Origin of the sequence: Novosphingobium kunmingense (assembly GCF_002813245.1) — a bacterium.
In the GTDB taxonomy this organism is placed as follows: Bacteria; Pseudomonadota; Alphaproteobacteria; order Sphingomonadales; family Sphingomonadaceae; genus Novosphingobium; species Novosphingobium kunmingense.
The window spans coordinates 519,890-534,901 of record NZ_PHUF01000004.1; the positions used below are offsets into that span (position 1 = coordinate 519,890).

General features: G+C 65.6%; 13 protein-coding genes and 1 tRNA gene. 7 read left to right on the forward strand and 7 right to left on the reverse strand.

Annotated elements, in window-relative coordinates:
• Positions 1-6: 6 nt before the first annotated feature.
• Complete coding sequence (locus B0I00_RS11875) at positions 7-1,194, reverse strand: aromatic ring-hydroxylating oxygenase subunit alpha (protein WP_100867581.1); 1,188 nt, start codon at positions 1,192-1,194, stop codon at positions 7-9.
• Between the two features lie 61 nt (positions 1,195-1,255).
• Positions 1,256-1,576 carry a 2Fe-2S iron-sulfur cluster-binding protein gene (locus B0I00_RS11880; protein ID WP_100867582.1) on the reverse strand — a complete coding sequence of 107 codons (321 nt, stop codon included), beginning with the start codon at positions 1,574-1,576 and terminating at the stop codon, positions 1,256-1,258.
• A gap of 91 nt (positions 1,577-1,667) precedes the next feature.
• On the opposite strand from B0I00_RS11880, the gene B0I00_RS11885 reads away from it, so the two are divergent.
• A complete protein-coding gene (locus B0I00_RS11885; protein ID WP_100867583.1) occupies positions 1,668-3,275 on the forward strand; it encodes a GMC family oxidoreductase in 1,608 nt (535 codons plus the stop codon).
• On the opposite strand, the gene B0I00_RS11890 is transcribed toward B0I00_RS11885, so the two are convergent.
• Complete coding sequence (locus B0I00_RS11890) at positions 3,276-4,400, reverse strand: acyl-CoA dehydrogenase family protein (RefSeq protein ID WP_100867584.1); 1,125 nt, start codon at positions 4,398-4,400, stop codon at positions 3,276-3,278.
• Positions 4,401-4,512: 112 nt separating this feature from the next.
• Between B0I00_RS11890 and B0I00_RS11895 the strand changes: the two genes are divergently transcribed.
• Both B0I00_RS11895 and B0I00_RS11900 read left to right on the forward strand, forming a co-directional pair.
• Complete coding sequence (locus B0I00_RS11895) at positions 4,513-5,724, forward strand: acyl-CoA dehydrogenase family protein (RefSeq protein WP_100867585.1); 1,212 nt, start codon at positions 4,513-4,515, stop codon at positions 5,722-5,724.
• A gap of 15 nt (positions 5,725-5,739) precedes the next feature.
• Positions 5,740-6,378 carry a TetR/AcrR family transcriptional regulator gene (locus B0I00_RS11900; RefSeq protein ID WP_100867586.1) on the forward strand — a complete coding sequence of 213 codons (639 nt, stop codon included), beginning with the start codon at positions 5,740-5,742 and terminating at the stop codon, positions 6,376-6,378.
• A 53-nt stretch (positions 6,379-6,431) separates the two neighbouring features.
• Here the strand turns inward: B0I00_RS11900 and B0I00_RS11905 are convergent, their stop codons facing one another.
• Entirely contained in the window at positions 6,432-8,852 is a 2,421-nt protein-coding gene (locus B0I00_RS11905) for a TonB-dependent receptor (RefSeq protein WP_100867587.1), read from the reverse strand.
• 325 nt (positions 8,853-9,177) lie between these two features.
• Between B0I00_RS11905 and B0I00_RS11910 the strand changes: the two genes are divergently transcribed.
• Entirely contained in the window at positions 9,178-10,665 is a 1,488-nt protein-coding gene (locus B0I00_RS11910) for an aldehyde dehydrogenase (protein WP_100867588.1), read from the forward strand.
• Positions 10,662-11,852: a CaiB/BaiF CoA transferase family protein gene (locus B0I00_RS11915; RefSeq protein WP_232730217.1), complete on the forward strand. Its 1,191-nt coding sequence runs from the start codon at positions 10,662-10,664 to the stop codon at positions 11,850-11,852. Before B0I00_RS11910 ends, B0I00_RS11915 begins: the two co-directional genes overlap by 4 nt.
• Positions 11,853-11,908: 56 nt before the next feature.
• On the opposite strand, the gene B0I00_RS11920 is transcribed toward B0I00_RS11915, so the two are convergent.
• Positions 11,909-11,983: transfer RNA gene (locus tag B0I00_RS11920), tRNA-Gly, on the reverse strand.
• 193 nt (positions 11,984-12,176) lie between these two features.
• On the opposite strand from B0I00_RS11920, the gene B0I00_RS11925 reads away from it, so the two are divergent.
• Positions 12,177-13,073, forward strand: coding sequence for a tetratricopeptide repeat protein (locus tag B0I00_RS11925; RefSeq protein WP_100867589.1), 897 nt, complete (start codon positions 12,177-12,179; stop codon positions 13,071-13,073).
• Positions 13,074-13,085: 12 nt separating this feature from the next.
• Positions 13,086-13,691, forward strand: a complete 606-nt coding sequence (locus B0I00_RS11930) for an LON peptidase substrate-binding domain-containing protein (RefSeq protein WP_100867590.1) — start codon at positions 13,086-13,088, stop codon at positions 13,689-13,691.
• Positions 13,692-13,697: 6 nt separating this feature from the next.
• On the opposite strand, the gene B0I00_RS11935 is transcribed toward B0I00_RS11930, so the two are convergent.
• Both B0I00_RS11935 and B0I00_RS11940 read right to left on the reverse strand, forming a co-directional pair.
• The gene (locus B0I00_RS11935) at positions 13,698-14,318 is read right to left on the reverse strand and encodes a MarC family protein (RefSeq protein WP_100867591.1); all 621 of its coding nucleotides are present in this window, start codon (positions 14,316-14,318) and stop codon (positions 13,698-13,700) included.
• Between the two features lies 1 nt (position 14,319).
• Positions 14,320-15,012 (reverse strand): Cif family virulence factor, encoded by a 693-nt coding sequence (locus B0I00_RS11940; protein WP_100867592.1) that lies wholly within the window; start codon positions 15,010-15,012, stop codon positions 14,320-14,322.

Here is a 15,012-nt window from a genome sequence, read left to right on the forward strand (position 1 = left end):
GTCCGTTCAGTTCGCCAGCACGCGATCCAGGATCTCGTTGTACAGCGGGATCGTCGCCTCGAGCCCGGAGTAGACGACGTCGTCGATCGCTCCGGTGGCAAGACCGGCGTGCGACAACTGCGCTGCGTAGAAATCCTCTCCGCCAAAGACCGAGACAATCATCTCGTAACTTTTGCGGTAGAGTTCGGCGCCCTTCGGATTGTCGGGCGGGCGACGGGTCAGCATGAAGTAGTCGACCGTCGTCTTGTCCACTGCCGTCGGCATCAGGAACATCACCGAGATGTAATAGGGGCTGGTGACCACGACGCAGTTCGGGAACACGTTGTAGGCGTGGGTCACCGACGCGTGAATGTTCTCGCCCGGGATATCGAGGCAGTCCGGAGTAAAGTTCATCTTCCCGGAAATCTGCCGGATGTTGAGCCCCAGCGTATCCACCACGTTGGGGACGTCGGCAAACAGCGGGCCCACCGTGCTCGCGTGGAGGCGCTGCACGTGATAGCCTTCGAGGAATGGTTCGAGGACCAGCTTCCAGTTGGCGTCGAGGTGAAACTGCTTGTGCCCGTAAACGTGCAGGCCGGGCAGTTCGAACGCATCGAAATCGGCCGCCAGCTGATCGTCGACGCCTGAAAAGTCGGGCGCGGCATGGCGGTCGAGCATGGCCCAGATGATCCCGCCCGCTTCGCGCGAAGGCAGTTCGGCAAGGCCGCGCGACGACTTGTCGAGATTGGCAAAGGTTTCCGGGCGCGCCGCGCCGATCAGCTTGCCGTCGGTCGAGAAGGTCCACGCGTGATAGGGGCAGGTCAACCTGTTGCCCTTGGCAACATCGCAGCCGTCGATCAGCTTGGCGCCCTTGTGGGTGCAGGCGTTGAGGAACACGTGCGACACGCCGTTCTTGTCGCGGGTCACCAGCAAGGGAATCCCGTAGCCGTCATGGGCGACCGCGCTGCCGGGATCGGCGATGCGGGCCGAAACCGTGATCGGCACGGCCTGTTTGCGGAACAGCCGTTGCTGCTCGAGCTGGAAGAAATCCTCCCCGGTAAAGGTCGAGACCGGTCGCCGCGCCTCGATGGTCGGGACCGTCGCCGCGTCATGCGGGGCGATGCGCCGGATCGCGCGCTGCTGGCTTTCGCTCAACATGTCGAGCGTTTGCAGAAGGGCTCGTTCGGTCGGTGCAGCGGTGGCTGTGGCGTTCATGGAATCGATCCTCTTTCCCTGCGGGCGAATCTATCAGCCCTTTTATCTATTGCCAATAGATTTATCGCTGCGACGGCGGCAGCTCGATTTCGATGCCGTCAAGCGCCTCGCTCATCACGATCTGGCACGACAGGCGCGAATTGGGCCGGGGATGGCGCGTGTATTCGACCATCTCCGCTTCCATTTCACTGGGGGGTTCGAGTGTGGAGAGCCACGCCTCGGCTACGTAGACCTGACAGGTGGCGCAAACCATCGAGCCGCCGCATTCAGCCTCGATCCCGTCTATACCGGCGGCCTTGGCGCTCGCCATCAGGGACAGGCCCGGCGATGCGTCGAACGCCCCTTCGATCCCGTCTGCCGTGCGATATCTTACGCGAACCATCCTGCCATCTCCCGTTACCGGGACAGTTGCGCAGGCCGATTATCTATGTCAATTAGATAATGCCGCAACAAGACGGCGGGTGGAGAGCGGAATGGCCGGTTTCGATTATATCATCGTAGGTTCTGGCGCGGCGGGATCGGTTCTGGCCTATCGCCTGTCCGAGGATCCGGCGAACCGCGTACTCGTTCTCGAGGCCGGCCCGGCCGATCGCCATCCGCTGATCCACATGCCCAAGGGTATCGCCAAGGTCATGGCCGACCCCTCACACGTCTGGGCGCACGAGAGCCGGCCCGAAGCTTCGACGGCCAACAAGCCCGAATACTGGGTCCGCGGGCGTGTCCTGGGAGGGTCGACCTCGATCAACGGCATGATGTACGTTCGCGGCATGCCGGCCGATTTCGACGGGATCGCCGAACTGTCGAGCGACGACTGGTCGTGGGAGCACATCGGCAGGGCCTATGCCGCGCTGGAGAATCACGAACTGGGTGCTGCCGCGACGCGCGGCAATTCGGGTCCGATCCACATCACCTTGCCAACGCACCGCGACCGGCTCAGCGATGCGCAGGTTGCCGCCGGTCACGCGCTCGGCTGGGGCAGCAAGCGCGACATGAACGAGCCCGACGATGCCGTGGCGATCGGCTATGCCCCGCGCACGGTCTACAAGGGCAAGCGCGAAAGCGCGGCGAAGGCGTTCCTGAAGCCGGCCATGCGCCGCCCCAACCTGACCGTGATGACCAATGCCGTGGCCGACAAGGTGCTGTTCGAAGGCAAACGCGCCATAGGCGTCCGCGTCGTCGCCGATGGCGCGGTGCGGGACATCCTGACCGACGGCGAAGTGATCCTGTGCGGCGGCGCCCTGGCCAGCCCTGCCATCCTCGAACGCTCCGGCGTGGGCGATCCGGCGCTCTTGTCCGGGCTTGGCATTCCCGTTGTCCAGGCCAATGCACAGGTCGGCGAAAACCTGATCGAACATCGCGCGATACTGATCCAGAGCCGGCTCAGGCAGGACATTTCGCACAACCGCGAGTACGGGGGCTGGCGTCTGGTCAAGAACGCGCTGAAGTACTTCCTCGGCATGGACGGCCTGATGTCGGCCGCATCCTACGAGATCGTCGGCTGGCTCAAGACCGATCCGGGCCAGAATCGGCCCAACGCCCAGATCCTGGTCGCGCCCTTCAGCTTCAACATGGACGATCGCACCCAGGTGGAGAAGGTGCCGGGAATGCACGTCACCGCCTACACCCTGCGCCCGACTTCGCGCGGTGCGATCCACATAACGACGACCGATCCCGATGCACCCGCCGGCCTGTCCGCCAACCACCACGCCACCGAAAGGGACCGCGCCGAGATGGTCGCGCTGGTTCGCGCGGTTCGCACCTATTTGGCAACCGAACCGCTGGCCTCGCTGATCGCAGAGGAAACCTCGCCCGGGCCGCAATATCGCACCGACAAGGAAATCCTTGCGGCCTACGACCGGTTCGGCACCTGCGGCTATCACGCGGTCGGCAGCTGCCGCATGGGCAATGACCCGGATTCGGTCGTCGACCCGCAACTTCGGGTCCGGGGCGTTGAGAACCTGCGCGTCATGGACACGGCGATCATGCCGGTCATTCCTTCCGGCAACACCAACGGCCCGACCATGGCCATGGCCTGGCGCGCCGCCGACATCATCCTGCGCGACCGCACCGCGCGCGGGTGATCAACCCGCCGCGCGCCGGCGAAGGTGGAACCCCTCGCTGCCGAACGAATGCTCGATCACCGTCGCGCGCTTGAAAAAATGCCCGATCGCCAGCTCGTCGGTCATGCCCATGCCGCCGTGGATCTGAACCGCATTCTGCCCGACAAAGCGGCACGCCTGCGCCACGGTCAGCCTGGCCGCGCTGGCCGCCCTTCCTCTCACGTCGGCCGGTTCGTCCAGCGTCTGGCACGCAAGAAGTGCCGCCGATCGCGCGAGTTCGAGCTGCAGGTGCATGTCGACCATCCGGTGCTGCAGGGCCTGGAACGAGCCGATCGTCTGGCCGAACTGCTCGCGCTGTCTGGCATAGGCCACAGTCTCCTCGACCAGCCTTTCAAGAATGCCGCAGGCTTCGGCGCTGGCCGCGGCAATCGCGCGGTCACGCCACTCCTCGAGCAAGGCGAGACCGTCGCCCTCCACCCCGATCAGGGCTTCGCGCGGCACTTCGACCCCGTCCAGGGAAACATCGGCGGCCCAGCGTTCGTCGAGCATCCGGTAAGGCCGAAGCTCCAGCCCCTGAACATCAGCCGCAACCACGAACAGCGACAGGCCCGTCGCGTCGCCCGCCTGTCCCGCGTGCCGAGCGGCAACCAGCAGGTGCGTGGCCCAGGGCGCGCCGACCACGATCTGCTTGGCGCCGTCGATCTGCCAGCCGGCGTCGGTATCGCGCGCAGAGCAGGCGATGGCGCGAAAGTCGTCGCGCACGCCGTCCTCGCCAATGGCGAGCGCGATGCGCACCGAACCGGCTGCGATCCCCTGCAGCAGGGCGTCTGCCGCCGGGGATTCGCTTTGCGCGAGCAACGGCGCGGCCTGTAAGAGCGTTTCCGCCACCGGTTCGGGCGCCAGTGCGCGGCCGACAGATTCCATCACCACCATTTGCTCAACGCCGCCGCCGAAGCCGCCCAGGCGATCGGGCAGTCCGACCGCCAGCACCCCAAGTTGCGACGCCAGGTCCTGCCAGACCTGCGGCCGCCAGCCGTCGCCCTGGCGCAGGTCGAGCTTGTCCGCGCCGAAGGCCCGACCGGTCTCGAGGAAGCGGTCGAGAGACGCCTTGAACTGGCGCTGCTCATCGTTCAGTTCGAATTCCATGGCCTCGTTTGCATCCCTTCCGTTTCCCGGATCAAGCGCAAAGGGTTCGCCGGGTTTGACCTCATTATCTAATGGTATAAGATAAACTGGCAAGCGAAGAGAGGGTGCTGCAATGGAACTGTCGTGGAGCAAGGCCGACCTGGAGTTTACCGACGACGTCCGCCGTTTCCTTGACGACAACCTCGACGACGACCTGCGCGCCGCGGGTCGCTGGATGACCAGCGTCTACGCCGATCACGACGCGTCGCTGGAATGGCAGCGTCGGCTCCATGCCAGGGGATGGGCGGCGCCTTCGTGGCCGGTCGAATACGGCGGCGGCGGGTTCAGCGTAACCCAGCGCTACATCTTTGCGCGCGAATCGGCCCGGGCCGGCGCACCGCCGACCTCGCCCATGGGCATCGCGATGTGCGGCCCGGCGCTGATCGGGCACGGCACCGACGAACAGAAGGCGCACTTCCTGCCCCGCATCCTCACCGGCGAACACTTCTGGTGCCAGGGCTATTCCGAACCCCATGCGGGATCGGATCTCGCCCCGCTCAAGATGCGGGCAGTGCGCGACGGCGATCACTTCGTCTGCACCGGCACCAAGATCTGGACGACCCATGCCAATGTTGCGAACTGGATCTTCTGTCTGGTGCGTACGGGCCAGTTCGACCGGCCGCAGTTGGGCATAACGTTCCTGCTCATCCCGATGGATAGCCCCGGCGTAACCGTGCAGCCGATCATCATGACGTCGGGCGAGCATATCCAGAACCAGATCTTCTTCGACGAGGTGCGGGTGCCGGTTGCCAATGCGGTCGGCGCGATCGACGACGGCTGGACGGTCGCCAAGTACCTGCTCGAGTTCGAGCGTGGCGGCAGCGCCTATGCTCCCGGACTTCAGGTGCGGCTCGACCGCATCCGGCAGCTGGCGGCCGAAGGAGCCGATCCGCCGGGCAACGACCCCGTTTTCGCTGCGAGGTTGGCCGCCGCACAGGTGCGAATCGATATCCTCGAAGTCTACGAGTTCCGGATGCTGACCGCCGCCGCGCGGGGTGGCCGACCGGGGATCGGCGGCTCGGCAATGAAGATCTTCGGAACCGAATTGAGCCAGCATCTGACCGAACTCGCCATCGAGGCAGCAGGTCCCTACGCACTGACGTTCCAGCCCGACGCGGGTGCGGCTGGCGGTCCCAACCGGATACCCCACCAGGCCGGCTGGCAGGGCCCGCGCGAAGCCGCGATCGCGCCGCTCAAGTACTTGAACGACCGGGCCGGTTCAATCTATGCCGGTTCGAACGAGATCCAGCGCAACATCATCGCAAAGGCCCAGTTGGGGCTCTAACCGACAGGACAAGCCGTGCCCGAAAGCAAGACCAAGACCCGCGCGGGACGGCCGCTCAAGCCCCTGATCACCCGCGATGCTGCGGTGCGCGCCGCGATCAAGGTGATCGATCGCGACGGGCTCGAGGCGCTGAGCGTTCAGGCGGTCGCGCGGGCGATGAAGGTGTCTGCACCCTCGCTCTACTATCACTTCAAGGACAAGGACGAGCTGCTCGAACTCGTCGCGCTCGAACTGCTGCGCGAAGTGGGTGCCAATGCCGACAAGGACGCGTGCTGGGAAGACCGCATGGTCGGGCTTTCGTTGGCGACCCGCCGCGTGATCCTGCGCCACGCCAACGCCGCGCCGTTGATGCTGCGCTTCTTCCCGCGCCGGCTGATGCTGTCGGCCTACGAACACGCGCTGGCCGATTGCCCGTTCCCGGCCCAGCATCACATCGTCATCAGCGAGGCGATCGAGAAGCTGACCTATGGCTCGTCGCTGTTCGCGGCTGCTGCCGCGACCTATCACACCCCGGCCATCCCCGCCTTCGATGTCGAGCGCTTTCCCTTGTTCGCCCGCGCCATCTCAAGCGGCCCGGGGGACGAGGAGGCGATCTTCGTCGAATCGCTGCGCAGCCTGATCGACGGCTTTCGCGCCCGCTACGGCCCCAAATAGAACGGGCGGCCATTGCTGGCCGCCCGTCCGGTTTGCGGATCGGGAGAGACCGATCAGAACTTGAAGCCGACTTCCACGAACACTTCGCGCGGATTTTCGACGAAGGCCGACATGTCGGCCAGCAGTCCGGTGCCCGTCGTCCCCGTTCCGGTACCGCCGGCGAAGGGAATGTCGTTGGCGGCCGTCACGATCAGCTTGTTGGTCAGATTTCGGCCGATGACCGCGACGCTCCAGCGATCCTCGGGTCCCTTCAGGCGGATGCTGGCGTCGAACTTGGTAAAGGCCGGCTGGATCGAATCCGGCCGCAGCGTATCGGTGTAGTTGTAGCTCGAGGTGTGGGCCATGTCGCCCGACAGCACCAGCCGGATATCGCTCGACGAAATCGGCATTTCATACGTGAAGCCGAGCGAGCCGCCGAAACGCGGTGCCTTGGGCGGCGTGCGACCGCCGTAATCCTGGCTGGTATAGGCGCCGGCTGCCAGCAGCAGGTTGCAACCCTGGGCCACGGTCTGACCGCCGTAGCACTGCCCGACGTAGTCGTAGAACTGGGCGTGGTTGTAGGCTGCGGCACCGCGGAGGCTGAAACCGGGCAACGACAAAACGCGCCAGGTGAAGTCGGCTTCGATGCCCTTGGTGCGCAGCGTGCCGGCGTTGGCCACGACCTGGCCGATCGTGACCGGATCGAAGTTCTGCACCTGAAGGTCGTTGTAGTCATAATAGTAGGCAGTCGTGTTGAACGACAGGTCGCCGTCCAGCAGGATCGCCCGCATCCCCACTTCGCCGCCCTTCGCGGTTTCAGAGCCATAGCTGCCGGCGGCAACGGTGGCCGCGGGGGTCAGCGTCTGCGAAATGTTGAAGCCGCCCGACTTGAAGCCCTGCTTGTAGGCCGCGTAGAAGGTCAGGTCGCGCGACGGCTTGTAGCGCAGGGTGACTTCGGGCGACAAATTGTTGTCGCGGAAGCGGTCGTCGAGGCGGATGCCACTCGGGAAGAACGCCGCGAAGCCCAGATGGGCCGGCAGCGACACCTGATAGGAATCGCGCGCTTCGAAGCTGTAACGCGCGCCCCCGGATAGCTCGAACTGTTCGCCGAGGTTCGCCGTCACCTGGAGGAAGGCCGACATCGAATCCGAGGAAAAGCCATCGTCGCGCTTGAAGGTCGTATAGGTGTTGGTGACCGGGCTGATCGGCACCGGGAAGATATAGGCATCGGTGTTGAACACGAACTTGCCGTGTGAATAGAACATCCCGAACAGCGCGTTTATGGGTGCATCGAACTTGGTCTGAAAGCGCAGCTCCTCACCGTACTGTTCGTAATCGGCAAGCTGGCTGAAGGTCGCCGGATAGGCTTCGCCCGCGACGTTGTTGAGGTCGGTCTGGCGGAAGCGGTAATAGGAGGTGATCGAGGTCACATCCATCACTTCGGTGTTGATCGTGCCGGTCAGGATTCCGAAGCCGGACTTGAGCCGGGCGTACATGTGGCCATCGCCCGCATAGCGATAATTGGCCGCCGCGACCTGGGTCGGGATTGTCGAACTGTCGGACCGGCCATCGACCTTGCAGTCCGCGTTGGGGCTCGGCGGAACGCCGTTCATGGTTGCCGGCGTGGTCCGCCCACCGCCGCAGATACGTTCCAGGATGTCGGTCGGTCCGCCATCCTTCTGGTCGGTGTAGCCTGTCTTCAGGACGAAGTTGACCGTATCGCTGGGATGCCAGTCGAGCGTCAGTCGGCCGCTCAGGGTGCGTCCGCCGCCGCGGCGTTCCGCATTGCGGTGCCGCGCCATGCCAAGCGGATCGAGATAGGTCTTGGCCGCGGTGTTGGTTAGCGCGCCTTCGCTGTCCGAGGCGCGAAACGCGAGGCGCGCGCCCAACGTGTCGCTGACAGGACCGGAAACATAGCCTTCGGCGTACTTCTCGCGCGCCTCGAAGCCATAACCGCCGCGCAGCGCCGCCTCGAACCGGTTGCCGGGACCGGCCGTGATGACGTTGATCAGGCCGCCGGTTGTGTTCTTGCCGAAGAACAGCGCCTGCGGACCCTTGAGCACTTCGACCTGCTGCAGATCATACTGGCTGAGGTTGATTTCGCGCCCGCGGCTCATCGGCATGCCATCGACGACGAAGGATACCGACTGGTCGAAGCCGGCGCTCAGTGCGGTCGAACCGACGCCGCGCAGGAAGATGCTGGCCGACGAACCCGAGGCCGCGCGCCCCGCGATGAGGGTAGGCACCTGCGTCGCGATGTCGGCAAAGCGCGTCATCGACTTGTCCTGAAGCTCCGCACCGCTCAGCGCGGTAATCGCGACAGGCGCGTCGACCAATCGCTCGTCGCGGCGGCGGGCGCTGACGATGATCTCGGTCTCGCTCGAGGCGGTGGTCTCGTCGGCCGGCTGCGGTTCCGCCGACTGGGCCCAGGCCGCAACCGGGGTGAACAGCGACGTTGACAGTGCAAACAGCGCGATCTTCAGACGCGACGACATAGCTTCCTCCCAATTCCGGCGCCTGTGGCAGCCGACAATCGCCGTTCGCCTTGTGCGATCCGGTCGATCCGATCTCATCGTTCGGCGGCAAATTTCACCGATCGTTTTCTAATGTCAATAGATAATGAACGACACTGCCTCGACGAAGGGACTGGCGAGGACGTTTGTATATGATTTGGCGTCATTTTTTTACTCGTCCAATTATCAACTAACCCTAGTTTTGCGCAGCCTCACGACAACCCCGATCACCCCTTGCACGATTATCTACGTTCATTAGAATAAGTGTCGGCACGTGAACCGTGAGAAGAATCGGAAGAGGAACCCCATGCTCGACTCGTCATTGGCCGTAACGGCCCATCCCGACCGCCTGTTCATCGGGGGGCGGTGGCAGACGGTTGCCGGAACCAGCCGCCTTCGCCCGGTCAACCCGGCTACCGAAGCGCCCTTGCAGGACATCGTCGCGGCCGGGCCGGTCGAGGTCGAGGCGGCAGTCGCGGCAGCGCGGAAAGCCTTCGACGACGGCCCCTGGCCCCGGCTGCCGGCATCGGCGCGCGCAGAGGCGATGCGCAAGCTTTCGGCCGCGCTGGTGCGGCGGGGGACCGCACTTGACAGTTGCTGGTTGAGCCAGGTCGGCGTCCCCGCCTGGATGGCCACAGGGGCCAGCGCCGGCGCGGCCGGCCTGCTCGACTACTACGCCGCCATGGCGGAGAGCTATCCGTTCGAAGACGTTCGGCCCGCGCAGGGCATGGTCTGCAAGACCGCCGTCGTGGTGAACGAACCGGTCGGCGTGGTCGCCGCCATCGCGCCGTGGAATGGGCCGCTGGCGTCCCTGCTGGTCAAGCTGGCCCCGGCGCTCGCCGCCGGTTGCACGGTCATCCTCAAGCCCTCGCCCGAAACGCCGCTCGAAGCCTTCCTGCTGGCCGAGGCGGCGGAAGAAGCGGACCTGCCTCCCGGCGTGGTCAACCTGCTTCCCGCCGACCGCGAGGTTTCGGACCTGCTCGTTCGCCACCCCGGAGTGGACAAGGTGGCCTTTACCGGATCGAGCAGCGTCGGCATGCACATCGCCCAGATCTGCGCCTCGCGCATGGCGCGCTACACGATGGAACTTGGCGGCAAATCGGCCGCCATCGTCCTCGATGACTACGACCCGGCGGGCCTCGGCCCGGCGCTCGCCCCGCTGGTCACCCTGCTGTGCGGGCAGGCCTGCATCAACTTCAGCCGCATCCTGGTGCCTCGCTCGCGGCACGACGACTATGTCGAAAGTCTGGCAGCGGCGATGGCAGCCACACGGGTCGGCGATCCGCTGGCCGCCGATACGCAGATGGGGCCACTTGCGATGGAGCGCCACCATGCCAAGGTCATGGACTATGTTGCCCGCGGCAGGGCCGAAGGCGCGCGGATCGTGACCGGCGGCGAGCGACCTGGCGGCCTCGATCGCGGCTACTTCATCCAGCCCACCGTGTTCGACCGCGTCGACAACGCCATGACCATCGCCCAGGAGGAGATCTTCGGCCCGGTCACGGCGGTCATCCCCTACGACACCGAGGAAGAGGCGATCGCCATCGCCAACGCGAGCGACTTCGGCCTGTCGGGCGGCGTCTACACCCACGACACCGATCGCGCCTATGCGATCGCGCGGCGCATACGGACCGGCACCTTCACCCAGAACGGGCGGGAATACGATCTCACCAACCCGTTCGGCGGCTTCAAGAAATCCGGCGTCGGGCGCGAAGGCGCGCGCGAGGGCCTCGAAGCCTTTACCGAGGTCAAGACCGTCTTCCTGCCCCACGTGCCGTCCGCGCTGGCGCAATGACCAGCGCCGCGAACGTCGCGGGCGACGGGGCTCCTGCCATGCTCGAGGGCATCCGCGTCCTCGACCTGACAACGGTCGTGTTCGGACCCTACTGCACGCAGACGCTGGCCGACCTTGGCGCCGACGTGATCAAGGTGGAAAGCCCCGGATCGGGTGACGCCTTTCGCTGGTCGGCCAGGGCCGCGGCCACGCCGGGCATGTCGCCGGGCTTCATGGCCTTCAACCGGGGCAAGCGATCGCTCGCGCTCGACCTCAAGCAGGAAGACGACCTCGCCCGGATGAAGGACCTTCTGGTCAAGGCCGACGTGTTCGTCGTCAACGTGCGCGGCAAGGCGCTCGAGCGGCTCGGTCTCGATTACGAAGCGGTGCGCGCGATCAATCCCGATATCGTCTACGTCCACTGCGTCGGATTCGGACAGGACGGCCCCTATGCGGACCTGCAGGCCTATGACGACGTGATCCAGGCCGCAACGGGCACGGCCACGCTGCTGCCGCGCGTCGACGGCGACGCCCGCCCGCGCTATTTGCCCTCGCTGATCGCCGACAAGGTGGCCGGGCTCCATGCCGCCTATGCCTCGCTGGCCGCGCTGTTACATCGCCAGCGCACCGGCGAAGGGCAGCGGGTCGAGGTCCCGATGTTCGAAGCGTTCTCGCACTTCATGCTCAGCGAGCACCTGGGAGGGCGCAGCTTCACGCCCGCGCTCGGCCCTGCGGGCTATGCCCGCCAACTCGACCCCGACCGCCAGCCCTTTCCGACCAGCGACGGGCACATCAGCATCGTCGCCTATACCGACGACGCCTGGAGCCGGATCTTCGCGCTGCTGGACGAGCCTGACTTCCTGGCCGAGCCCCGTTTCGCCACCGCGCGGGACCGCGTGCGCAATCAGGCCGCGCTCTACCAGGGGATGGCGGCGCTGACCCCCCGCTTCACGACCGAAGACCTGCTTGGCCGCTGCGCCGCGGCCCAGATCCCCGCCCAGGCGGTGCGCGATCTTGATGCCATGCTGGACGACCCGCATCTGAACGGGGTCGATTTCTTTCGCCGCCGCCAGCATCCCAGCGAAGGCGGCTATGTGGAAATGCGTGCCCCCGTCGCCTTTTCGGCACGGCCCGGAATCGACCCATTGCCCCCGCCGCGGCTGGGCGAACACGCTGATGCCCGATGGAACGGCCAGCCATCCGGCTGAGCCGCACGCTGGCCCGCCTGGAGATAGCCCGCCACTATCGCGATGCATGGAAAAACTGGAGCGGGCGAAGGGATTCGAACCCTCGACCCCAACCTTGGCAAGGTTGTGCTCTACCCCTGAGCTACGCCCGCTCGAACGCCTGCAAACCCTTGCCGGAACGGCCATGGGTTCGGGGTGAGGCGCGCCGTTAGCATTGCCCTATTGCCTTGCCAAGCCAAAAAGTTGCAACGAGGGTCAATCGCGCTTTGTCCCTTCACAAACGCACGCAAAGCCCCACATTGGCGCATCACCGAAACCTGCAGACGGAGAACCCCCTTGGCGAGCATGGGCCTCAACCTCGAAGAACAGAAGGCCGTCGACCGGTTCCGCAAGGCGGTGGTCGAACCGTCGATGCACTCGCTGGTGATTCTAGACTTCTGGGCCGAGTGGTGCGGGCCGTGCAAGGCGTTGACCCCGGTGCTGGAAAAGGTCGCAGCCGATTACGCCGACAAGGGCGTGATCCTGGCCAAGGTCAATGTCGACGAGGAACAGTTTATCGCCGCGCAGTTCCAGGTGCGCTCGATCCCCACGGTCTATGCCCTGTTCCAGGGCCAGCCGGTGGCCGACCTGACCAGCGCGCGAACCGAGAGCCAGCTGAAACAGATGCTCGACCAGCTCCTCTCGCAGCTCCCGGTCAAGGGTGGCGCCCCGGCGCAGGACATCGAACCGCTGCTGGACATGGGCGAGGCGGCGCTGGCCGAGGGCGACGGCGCGCGGGCAGCGAACATCTTTGCCCAGATCGCCGAAATCGCGCCCGACAGCGGCGCGGCGATCGGCGGGCAGGTGCGCGCGCTGGTCCTGGCGGGGGAACTCGACCAGGCCGACATGGTGCTGGCAGCGATCCCCGACAGCCTGCGCGGCGATGCGGAAATGCACCGCGCGCTGGCCGCCCTCGAACTGGCCCGCAGCAAGCCCGACGACAGCGAACTGGCGCCGCTCAAGGCTACGGCCGATGCCGCGCCAGACGATCATGCGGCGCAGATCGCCTATGCCGAAGCGGCCTTTGCCGCAGGCGACCGCGATGGCGCGGCCCAGCGCCTGCTCGATTCGATCGCCGCCGACCGCGAATGGAACGAGGGCGCGGCCAAGGCGAAGCTGCTGCAGATCTTCGAAGCCGTCGGGCTGGAGGATCCGTGGGTCGCCGCCACTCGGCGCAAGCTGTCGCTGATCCTGTTCGGATAGGGGCCTTCAGCCTTGCGCATCTCGATCTTTCCCCTGCCCGGCGCGATCCTGTTTCCAGGCCTGCAACTGCCGCTGCACATCTTCGAGCCGCGATACCGGGCAATGATCAAGGACGCGCTGGCCCGCGACCGTCGCATAGGGATGATCCAGCCGCAACGCCCCGTCGAAGGCGCGCCGCTGTTCGAGGTGGGCTGCCTCGGCCGGATCGGCGAGGTCGAGGCGCTGGAGGACGGTCGCTTCAACATCGTGCTGGAAGGCGAATCGCGCTTCCGAATCCTGCGCGAGCTGGATGCCGCCACACCTTTCCGCCAGATCGAGGGCGAATTGATTGCCGAGGATGAAGACGCTGCCCTGTCTCCGGTCGAGCGCGCCGGGTTCGAGCGCGAAGCGCACCGCTTTGCCGATGCCCAGGGCTATTCGGTTGACTGGGACGCTGTCACACGGCTCGACGATCGCTCGCTGATCGACGGAGTCAGCCAGATCGCCCCCTTCGACGCCGCCGCCAAGCAAGCCCTGCTTGAGGCACCGGACCTTGCCACCCGTTGCGAGCTGCTCATCCAGTTGATGCAGTTCTTCGGCCGCCGCGACAGCGACGACGGAGAGGTTACGCTGCAATAGGCCGGTTCAGCCCATCACCGCTTTCAGCCCGTCAATCACATACTGCGCAGCGAGCGCGGCCAGCAGCACGCCGAGCAGGCGGGTTATCACCGCTTCGACCTGCGATCCGAGCAGGCGCATCAGCGGCTTGGCCGCGATCAGCGCTGCGACGGTCAGAACCATCACCGCGATCAGCGCGCCGAGGATAGCCACCGTCTGCTCGCTGCCCTGCGCGCGGCCCATCAACAGCATGATCGTGGCGATCGAGCCCGGCCCGGCGATCATCGGCATGGCCATGGGGAAGACCGAAACGTCCTCCACTTCCGGCGTGGACTTGATCTTTTCGGCCCGTTCCTCGCGCCGCTGGGTGCGCTTCTCGAACACCATGTCGAGCGCGATCAGGAACAGCATGATGCCGCCGGCAAGCCGGAACGAATTGAGTTCTATATGGAGTGCGTGGAGCAGGTCTTCGCCGAACAGGGCAAAGACAATCAGGATCAACGTCGCGATCAGGCAGGCGCGCACCGCCATGACAGTGGCCTGGCGCTGCGTCGCGCCCGATACCAGACCGGCATAGATCGGCGCGCAGCCGGGCGGATCGATCACCACGAACAGCGTGACGAAAGCGGACAGGAACAGTTCGGCCATGTTATTTCGCGGGCGCTTCGACCTGCAGGTCCTGAACCGTGACCATCTGTCCGGCGCTGGCCATGGCCACGACGAAGCGGCGCGCGCCGTCGGTTTCGACCGCGACGTCCCAGGCCAGCGTACCGTCGAGCGACTTTCCGCCGCGCTTGAACGGATCGAGCGGCGCGGCCGGCGCCTTGCTGGCCTTGGGCGGCTTGCCACGATAGCCCGGCGGGCAATCGGCAACCTTGGCGTTGATCATTTCGGGCGCGTCGAGCGCCATGGGCAGCGGTTCGCCCATGTCGACGACCCACTTGTACCTGCCGTCCTTCTGCTGCTGCCAGACCGTGGTGAAATAGCCGGCCGTATCGTTTTCACCCTGCCAGGCGCCGCGCGTCACCGCGAGGCTGCCGTCGCAGCTCGACCACACCTGGTGCGGCTGCCAGGTGACCGTCCTTGCCGGATCGGCCTTGCCCTTCAGCCAGGCCTGCGCCGCCACGATCTGCGGCACGAACATGATCGCGTCCTTGGTCGCGGTCGCGCGGAAGGCGGTCCACTGACCCTTCTCCTGGGCCAGCTTTGCAAAGGCGATCTCGGCGGCGACGACCGCGCTGGGATTGGCATAGCCGCGCGCGGGGCCGCGATTCTGCGCCTGCGTCGAAGTCGCGGAAAGACAAAGTGAAAGGGCGGCAAGGCCCATGAGTGCGCGCGTCAT

Coding starts and splice junctions, on each gene's coding strand:
- B0I00_RS11880 (WP_100867582.1), bottom strand. CDS start 1,576: ATGGTTCGCGTAAGATATCGCACGGCAGACGGGATCGAAGGGGCGTTC.
- B0I00_RS11890 (WP_100867584.1), bottom strand. CDS start 4,400: ATGGAATTCGAACTGAACGATGAGCAGCGCCAGTTCAAGGCGTCTCTC.
- B0I00_RS11885 (WP_100867583.1), top strand. CDS start 1,668: ATGGCCGGTTTCGATTATATCATCGTAGGTTCTGGCGCGGCGGGATCG.
- B0I00_RS11875 (WP_100867581.1), bottom strand. CDS start 1,194: ATGAACGCCACAGCCACCGCTGCACCGACCGAACGAGCCCTTCTGCAA.
- B0I00_RS11905 (WP_100867587.1), bottom strand. CDS start 8,852: ATGTCGTCGCGTCTGAAGATCGCGCTGTTTGCACTGTCAACGTCGCTG.
- B0I00_RS11940 (WP_100867592.1), bottom strand. CDS start 15,012: ATGACGCGCGCACTCATGGGCCTTGCCGCCCTTTCACTTTGTCTTTCC.
- B0I00_RS11895 (WP_100867585.1), top strand. CDS start 4,513: ATGGAACTGTCGTGGAGCAAGGCCGACCTGGAGTTTACCGACGACGTC.
- B0I00_RS11935 (WP_100867591.1), bottom strand. CDS start 14,318: ATGGCCGAACTGTTCCTGTCCGCTTTCGTCACGCTGTTCGTGGTGATC.
- B0I00_RS11915 (WP_232730217.1), top strand. CDS start 10,662: ATGACCAGCGCCGCGAACGTCGCGGGCGACGGGGCTCCTGCCATGCTC.
- B0I00_RS11910 (WP_100867588.1), top strand. CDS start 9,178: ATGCTCGACTCGTCATTGGCCGTAACGGCCCATCCCGACCGCCTGTTC.
- B0I00_RS11925 (WP_100867589.1), top strand. CDS start 12,177: ATGGGCCTCAACCTCGAAGAACAGAAGGCCGTCGACCGGTTCCGCAAG.